This is a genomic window from Variovorax sp. FW301-JW7, from assembly GCF_058788795.1.
The window spans coordinates 342,249-349,030 of sequence record NZ_JBYTBC010000008.1; the positions used below are offsets into that span (position 1 = coordinate 342,249).

Genomic DNA, 6,782 nt, shown 5'->3' on the forward strand with positions numbered 1-6,782 from the left:
CGTCAACCGCCCCCGAGACGGCGGTGGTATCAGGCCGGCTTGCGCAGGAAGCCCTGCTGCGCCCCATTGCGGTTGGGTGCGAAGCCGTTGGCCTGCAACGTCTCTTCGGTGGTCTCGTAGAACACGCCGATCTGCATGATCTCGCGCGCCTGCTGCGCGGTGGCAATGGGGCGGCCGAACTCGGTCGCGATGCGCACGAGCTGCTTGATCTGCTCGACCGAGCTCATCTTGCCGGTGCGGGTCTGGTTCCACAGCACGTCCTCGATGCCGCAGCGCACGTGCAGGCCCAGGGCGATGCCGATCATGTTCACGGGCAGCACGTTGAGCACCGAGCTCTCGACCGTGACCACCGCACCGTCGGGTGCGGCGCGCAGGAAGTTGGCCAGGTTGTAGATGTTCGCCTGGTCCATGCCGCCGCTGATGGCCACCCAGTTCATCACCAGCGGGCCCTTGTAGACGCCGCGGCGGATCATGCGTTCGATGGTCTCGAAGCTGTTGATGTTGTAGCACTGGAACTCGCTCTGGATGCCCGCGGCCGTGAGGCGGCGGATGTGCTCTTCCACCCAGCTGGGGTTCGAGGGCACGATCATGTCCCGGTACGTCGAATACAGCCGCGGGTCGCCGCGCGACAGGCCCTTGAAGTCGTCCAGGCCGGCGTGCTCGGTCACGTTCATCTGCGTGGTGTTGACGGTCACCGTGACCTGGTCGGGCCTGGGCGTGAGCTCGGCCAGCATGTGGCGCGTGTCGTCGCTGAGCCACTTGGCGGCGGCGCCGTCGTCCTCGGGCGCGAAGCTGATGGAGCCGCCCACCTGGATGATCATCTCGGGCACGCGGGCGCGCACGCCGGCGATCAGTTCGTTGAACATCGACAGGCGCTTGCTGCCCTTGCCGTTGGCCTCGCGCACATGCAGGTGCAGCACGGTGGCGCCGGCTTCGTAGCAATCGACCGCCTTCTGGATCTGCTCTTCCATCGTGACCGGAATGTCTTCCGGAAAATCGGCGGGAATCCAGCCCGGCGCATAGGGCGCGGCCGTGATGATCAGGGGCTGCTGGTTCTCGGGATAGAGGTGGCCGTCGAGGAAGTTCATGGGGTTGTCTCCGGTGAAAAGGTTGCGCTTGCAGCCAAAGTTTCTGGCGCAGCTGCGAAAATTTCTTGCTCATCGGGGGCGCGGTTTTGCCTTTTTGGGGCATTGAAACGGCGCGTGCAAAGACAGGTGTCGCTGTCGCGATCCGGTAAGTGGCCGACGCGTGGCGCCAAGCATTCAGCGGCGGTGGCGCCGCAGAATCCGCACGCCTTTGTCTCTTCCACCTGAGGACGAACCATGTGTGTGCATCTGCTGCGAGCCTCCCTTCTCTTCCTGGCCGCGCTGTGCTGCGGCACGGCCTCGGCCCAGGCCTGGCCCGACAAGCCCCTCCGGCTGATCGTTCCCGCGCCGCCGGGCGGCATCTCCGACGCGGCGGCGCGGCTGCTCGCCGAACAGCTGCGCACGAACCTCGGCCAGACCGTGCTGGTGGACAACAAGCCGGGCGGCTCCGCCGTCATTGCCGAGCGCGCGCTGATGGCCGCGCCGGCCGACGGCTACACGCTGATGGTCGGACCGTCGAGCGTGCTGTCCGACATCCCGCTCACGGTGAAGACGCCCTTCGACCCGCTGAAGACCTTCACCTACGTCGGCGAAGTGACGGGCATGTTCCATGTGCTGGTGGCCAATGCCGGCTTCCCGCCGAACACGGTGAACGACCTGCTGGCGCATGCCAAGGCGCACCCGCGCTCGGTCAGCGTGGCCAACCTGAGCACGGGCACGCGCTCCAACCTGCTGGGCGAGATGCTGCGCGCGCGCAGCGGCAACGACATCCTCGTGGTGCCGTACAAGGGCTCGGCGCCGGCGCTGGTCGATCTCATGGGCAACCAGGTGCAGCTGACCTTCGAGGTGGTGAGCAACGTCACCTCGCTGATCCGCAGCGGAAAGATCAAGGCGCTGGCCGTGGCGTCGCCCAGGCGCTCGCGCTTCCTGCCCGACGTGCCCACCTTCGGCGAGCTGGGCCTGCCCGACTTCGTGATGCCCGACGCGAGCGTGGGCGTGTTCGTGCTCAGCAGCATGCCGCCGGCGCTGCAGGAGAAAATCCGCGCCGAGGTGGCCCGGGCCGTGCAGGCGCCGAAGTTCCGCGAGGCGCTGCTCGCGCAGAATTACGATCCGCCCCGCGAGGCGACGCTGGTGCAGCTGCGCCAGACGCTGGACGCCACGACCGCCCACAATCGGGCCATCATCGAGAAACTGCAACTCAAGATCAGCCCCGAGTGAACACGGGGCCCTTTCCACAGCCACCATGAAGCACCTCGGTCGACTGATGCGCAGCGCGAGCCTCAGCGGCTACGTGGAGCTGGTGCAGTCGCTCGGCCGCGACCCGCATGCCTTCATGCGCACCGTAGGGCTGAAGGCGCAGCTGCTCGAGCACCCCGAGACGCTGATCCCCGGCGACGCGGTGCGCGAGCTGCTCGAGATCACCGCGCGCGCCACGCGCACCGAAGATTTCGCGCTGCGGCTGGCGGCGCAGCGCAAGCTGTCGGCGCTGGGCCCCATCAGCGTCGTGCTCAAGGAAGAACCCACGCCGCGCGACGCGCTCGACACGCTGGGCCGCTACCTGAAGCTGGTGAACGCCTCGCTGAGCTTTCGCCTCGAGGACACGGGCGACATGGTCATCATCCAGGAAGACCTGCTGCCCAGCCCCGGGCTGCCGATGCGCCAGTCGATGGAGCTGGCCGTGGGCATCATGTTCCGCATCCTCGGCGAGCTGATCGATCCGCAGTGGCGCCCGCAGCAGGTGTGCTTCACGCACCGCCCGCCGGCGGACATGGCGGCGCACCGCGCCTTCTTCGGTCGCAACGTCAAGTTCAACCAGGATTTCAACGGCCTCGTGTGCCTGGCGGCCGACCTGCGCAAGCCACGCGAATCGGGCGACCAGGGCGTGGCGCGTTTCGCGCGCGAGTACCTCGAAGCCGCGCTGAAAGACCGCGGCGAGAGCACGCGCGAAGCCTGCCGCGAACTCATCCTGGCGCTGATGCCCGGCGGCGGCTGCACGGCGCAGGAAGTGGCGCGGCACCTGCGCGTGGACCGCCGCACGCTGCACCGCCGGCTCGAGGCCGAAGGCCTCACCTTCAGCCGCCTGCTCGACGACGTGCGCTCCGACCTCGTGAAGCGCCACCTGCGCGACAGCGACCTGCCGCTGAGCGAGGTGGCCGAGCTGCTGGGGTTTTCGGGGCCCAGCAGCTTCAGCCACTGGTTCCGCCACCACTTCGGCTGCAGCGCCTCGCAATGGAGCAAGCAGACGGCCGGCGCAGTGGCTCAGGGCGCAGTGCGCGCGTTCTGAACCAGGTCTTCGTGGCGCAGGGCATGCGCGATGCCCTCCAGCAGGCGCCAGGCGGCGTGCGTGAAACGCCTCGGCATCGCCATCGTCCTTCTTCTCAGGCCGCCTTGCGCAGGAAGCCCTGGTTGCCCCCGTTGCGGTTCGGCGCGAAGCCGTTGGCCGCGAGCGACTCCTCGGCCGTCTCGTAGAACACGCCGATCTTCGAGATCTCGCGTGCCTGCTGCGCCGTGGCGATGGGGCGGCCGAACTGGCGCGAGATCGCCACCAGCTGCTCGATCTGCGCCACCGTGCCGATCTTGGCGGTGCGCGTCTGGTTCCACAGCACGTCCTCGGTGCCGCAGCGCACATGCAGGCCCATGGCGATGCCCATCATGTTCACGGGCAGCACGTTGCGCACCGAGCTTTCCACCGTGAGCACGGCGCCGTCGGGCACGGCGCGCACGAAGTTGGCCAGGTTGTAGATGTTCGGCGCGTCCATGCCACCGCTGATCGCCACCCAGTTCATCACCAACGGGCCCTTGTAGACACCGCGCCGCATGAGCCGTTCGACCGACTCGAAGCTGTTGATGTTGTAGCACTGGAAGGAGCTCTGGATGCCCGCCTTCGTGAGGCGGCGGATGTGCTCCTCGACCCAACCCGGCTGCGCCGGCACCGTCATCTCCTTGTAGGCCTCGAAGATGGCGGGGATCTCTCGCGAGGTGCCCTTGAAGTCCGCCAGCTCGGCGTGCTCCGTGACGTTCATCTGCGAGGTGTTGACCGTCACCGTCACCTGGTCGGGCGTGGGCTCCAGCTCGGCCAGCATGTGGCGCGTGTCGTCGCTCAGCCACTTGGCGGCGGCGCCTTCGCTCTCGGGCGCGAAGCTGATCGAGCCGCCCACCTGGATGATCATTTCGGGCACGCGTGCGCGCACGCCGGCGATCAGCTCGTTGAACTTCGACAGCCGCTTGCTGCCCTTGCCGTCGAGTTCGCGCACATGCAGGTGCAGCACGGTGGCCCCGGCGTTGTAGCAATCGACCGCCTTCTGGATCTGCTCTTCCATCGTGACCGGGATCTCGCCCGGGAAGTCGGAAGGAAGCCAGCCCGGTGCATAGGGCGCGGCGGTGATGATCAGCGGCTGCTGGTTTTCGGGAAAGAGGTGGCCGTCGAGGAAGTTCATGGCGTGCGTCTGTCAGGTGGCAAGGCGGGGGGCGGATGCGGGGGCGATGTTCAGTACGGCACGTCGCCGACGATGCCGGCGCGTTCCATCTTTCGTGGCGCGGGCCAGTAGTCGTTCAGCGCGTAGTGCTGCGTGCTGCGGTTGTCCCAGACGACCACGTCGCCCGGCTGCCACGACCAGCGCACCTGGTACTCGGGAATGGTCGCGCGGCTGAGCAGGTAGTTCAGCAGCAGCGCCGCACCCGGTGTCTTGTCGATGCCGTGGCGCACGTTCTCGGGGGTGCTGTAGTTCACGAAGTGCGTGGTGAAGCTGCCCACGTAGAGCACCTTCTCGCCGGTCTCGGGGTGCGTGCGCACCACGGGGTGCTCCACGGGCGGATGGTCCTGGCCCAGCTTGAGGCGCGCTTCCATCGGCATCACGGCGCCGAACGAATGCTCGATGCTGGCCTTGGCGCGCAGCTTGCCGATCTTCTGTTTGATCTCGTCGGGCAGCTCGTCGTGCGCCTGCACCATGTTCACCCAGATGGTGTCGCCGCCGACCTCGGGGCACTCGATGCAGCGCAGCACCGCGCCCATCGCGGGGCTCTGGCGCCACAGGCCGTCGCAGTGGTAGGTGTTCTCGTAGCTGTGCTTGTTGTCGCTGCGGTAGATGCGCACGAGGCCCGGGTGCTCGGGGTCGCTGCCGACCACGGGGTGGTCTTCCAGTTCGCCGAAGCAGCGTGCAAAAGCGACGTGCTCGGCGCGCTCGATGTCCTGGCCGCGGAAGAAAAGCACCTTGTGCTTGAGCAGCGCGGCGCGGATCGCCGCAAAGCACTCGGGGTCGCGCGAGGCCTCGCCCAGGTGGACGTCCGAGATTTCGGCGCCGATGGACGGCGTGAGGGGTCTGATCTTCATGAGAGGTCTTCGATGGAATGGCGCGTGCCGCTCAGTTCGCCTGGATGCGGTACTTCTTGACGATGGCGGCGTTGCGCTCGGACAGCGCGCGGGTCTCGGCGATGAGCGCGGGCGTGTCGACGCTGAGCTCGGGCTCCAGGCCCACATCGAGCAGCTTCTGCTGCACGGCGGGCGCCTGGCCGGCCTTCTCGATCGCGGCGTGCAGCTTGGCCAGCACGTCGGCCGGCAGCTTGGCGGAACCGATGAAGCCGACCCAGCCGCGGAACTGCAGGTCGGGGTAGCCCAGCTCGGTGGTGGTGGGCAGGTCGGGCAGGAAGCGCGAGCGGGTCTTGCCGGTGAAGGCATAGGGGCGCAGCTTGCCGGCCTTGATGAGCGGCATCGAGGTGAGCATGCCGTCGAACATCAGGTCGACCTGGCCGCCCAGCAGGTCCTGCAGCGCGGGCGGCGAGCCGGGGTAGCCGATGTGCTGCAGGTCGAGCCCGGCGCGGTCGCTGAGGATGAGGCCCGCGTACTGCGACACGGTGCCGGGGCTGTAGCTGGCGAAGCTGGCCTTGCCCTTGCGCGTCTTCAGTTCGGCGAGCAGGCCCTGGAAGTCCTTGGCCGGGAAGTTCGCGGCCGTGACGAGCACCACGCCCGAGCGTGCCACCGAGCCGATGGGCACCACGTCCTTCAGCGGATCGAAGGGCATCTTCACGACCTGCGGCGTCTCGGCCAGCACGTTGCTCGCCGCCATCACGATGGTGTTGCCGTCGGCCGGCGCCTGCAGCATGGCCTGCAGGCCGATGGAGCCGCCCGCGCCGGGGCGGTTCTCGACGATCACGGGGCGGCCGATGTCCAGCGCCATCTGCTGCCCGACGACGCGGGCGACGATGTCCATCGTGCCGCCCGGCGGCGCGGGAACGATGAGCTTGACGGGCTTGTCGCCCAGCGCCCAGGCCCCGAGGGCCATCGAGCATCCGACCAGTGCCACGGCGGCGGCGCGTGCAAATTGCAGCAGTTTCATGGGGTGTCTCCGGTTGTTGTCTTGCAGGCCTCGGTGGGCCGATGCCGTCAGTATCCGGCGCACCCCGCCCGCATTTCTTGCTTTATTGGGGCATCGATTTGCCAATTTGGGACATCGCCAAGACCACGCTTCCCGCCGCCGCCACGCGCCGCAAGAATCCGTTCCATCCAGCCCCCACACACCCCAGGAGACGCACCATGAACCAGGCCATCCGCTTCCACGAGACCGGCAGCGCCGACGTGCTCAAGCTCGAACACGTCGAGGTCGGCGAGCCCGGCCCGGGCCAGGCGCGCGTGCGCCACAGCCTCATCGCGGTCAACTTCATCGACATCTACTTCCGCACCGGGCGCTATCCGCTCGCGCT

The 6,782-nt window shown here is 67.8% G+C and carries 6 protein-coding genes and 1 pseudogene; 3 read left to right on the plus strand and 4 right to left on the minus strand.

Features of this window, described 5'->3' with window-relative positions; genetic code table 11:
• Positions 1 to 29: 29 nt before the first annotated feature.
• Positions 30 to 1,088 carry a beta-keto acid cleavage family enzyme gene (locus tag AC3WQM_RS22730; RefSeq protein WP_095948779.1) on the minus strand — a complete coding sequence of 353 codons (1,059 nt, stop codon included), beginning with the start codon at positions 1,086 to 1,088 and terminating at the stop codon, positions 30 to 32.
• Between the two features lie 234 nt (positions 1,089 to 1,322).
• Here AC3WQM_RS22730 and AC3WQM_RS22735 point away from each other — a divergent pair, with 234 nt between their 5' ends.
• Together AC3WQM_RS22735 and AC3WQM_RS22740 are read left to right on the plus strand one after the other, a co-directional pair.
• On the plus strand, positions 1,323 to 2,303 hold the full coding sequence (locus tag AC3WQM_RS22735; protein ID WP_492681878.1) for a Bug family tripartite tricarboxylate transporter substrate binding protein: 981 nt from the start codon (positions 1,323 to 1,325) through the stop codon (positions 2,301 to 2,303).
• A 25-nt stretch (positions 2,304 to 2,328) separates the two neighbouring features.
• Positions 2,329 to 3,369: an AraC family transcriptional regulator gene (locus tag AC3WQM_RS22740; RefSeq protein ID WP_062477242.1), complete on the plus strand. Its 1,041-nt coding sequence runs from the start codon at positions 2,329 to 2,331 to the stop codon at positions 3,367 to 3,369.
• A gap of 94 nt (positions 3,370 to 3,463) precedes the next feature.
• Here AC3WQM_RS22740 and AC3WQM_RS22745 read toward each other — a convergent pair whose 3' ends face one another.
• The 3 genes from AC3WQM_RS22745 to AC3WQM_RS22755 are packed head-to-tail and all read right to left on the minus strand — an operon-like array spanning position 3,464 to position 6,418.
• Positions 3,464 to 4,522, minus strand: coding sequence for a beta-keto acid cleavage family enzyme (locus AC3WQM_RS22745; RefSeq protein WP_492681880.1), 1,059 nt, complete (start codon positions 4,520 to 4,522; stop codon positions 3,464 to 3,466).
• Between the two features lie 50 nt (positions 4,523 to 4,572).
• Positions 4,573 to 5,415 (minus strand): TauD/TfdA dioxygenase family protein, encoded by an 843-nt coding sequence (locus AC3WQM_RS22750; RefSeq protein WP_307694966.1) that lies wholly within the window; start codon positions 5,413 to 5,415, stop codon positions 4,573 to 4,575.
• A 31-nt stretch (positions 5,416 to 5,446) separates the two neighbouring features.
• The gene (locus AC3WQM_RS22755) at positions 5,447 to 6,418 is read right to left on the minus strand and encodes a Bug family tripartite tricarboxylate transporter substrate binding protein (RefSeq protein ID WP_492681882.1); all 972 of its coding nucleotides are present in this window, start codon (positions 6,416 to 6,418) and stop codon (positions 5,447 to 5,449) included.
• A 197-nt stretch (positions 6,419 to 6,615) separates the two neighbouring features.
• Between AC3WQM_RS22755 and AC3WQM_RS22760 the strand changes: the two are divergent.
• A pseudogene (locus AC3WQM_RS22760) lies at positions 6,616 to 6,782 on the plus strand (quinone oxidoreductase); the annotation flags it as partial.

Coding starts and splice junctions, on each gene's coding strand:
- AC3WQM_RS22730 (WP_095948779.1), bottom strand. CDS start 1,088: ATGAACTTCCTCGACGGCCACCTCTATCCCGAGAACCAGCAGCCCCTG.
- AC3WQM_RS22735 (WP_492681878.1), top strand. CDS start 1,323: ATGTGTGTGCATCTGCTGCGAGCCTCCCTTCTCTTCCTGGCCGCGCTG.
- AC3WQM_RS22740 (WP_062477242.1), top strand. CDS start 2,329: ATGAAGCACCTCGGTCGACTGATGCGCAGCGCGAGCCTCAGCGGCTAC.
- AC3WQM_RS22745 (WP_492681880.1), bottom strand. CDS start 4,522: ATGAACTTCCTCGACGGCCACCTCTTTCCCGAAAACCAGCAGCCGCTG.
- AC3WQM_RS22750 (WP_307694966.1), bottom strand. CDS start 5,415: ATGAAGATCAGACCCCTCACGCCGTCCATCGGCGCCGAAATCTCGGAC.
- AC3WQM_RS22755 (WP_492681882.1), bottom strand. CDS start 6,418: ATGAAACTGCTGCAATTTGCACGCGCCGCCGCCGTGGCACTGGTCGGA.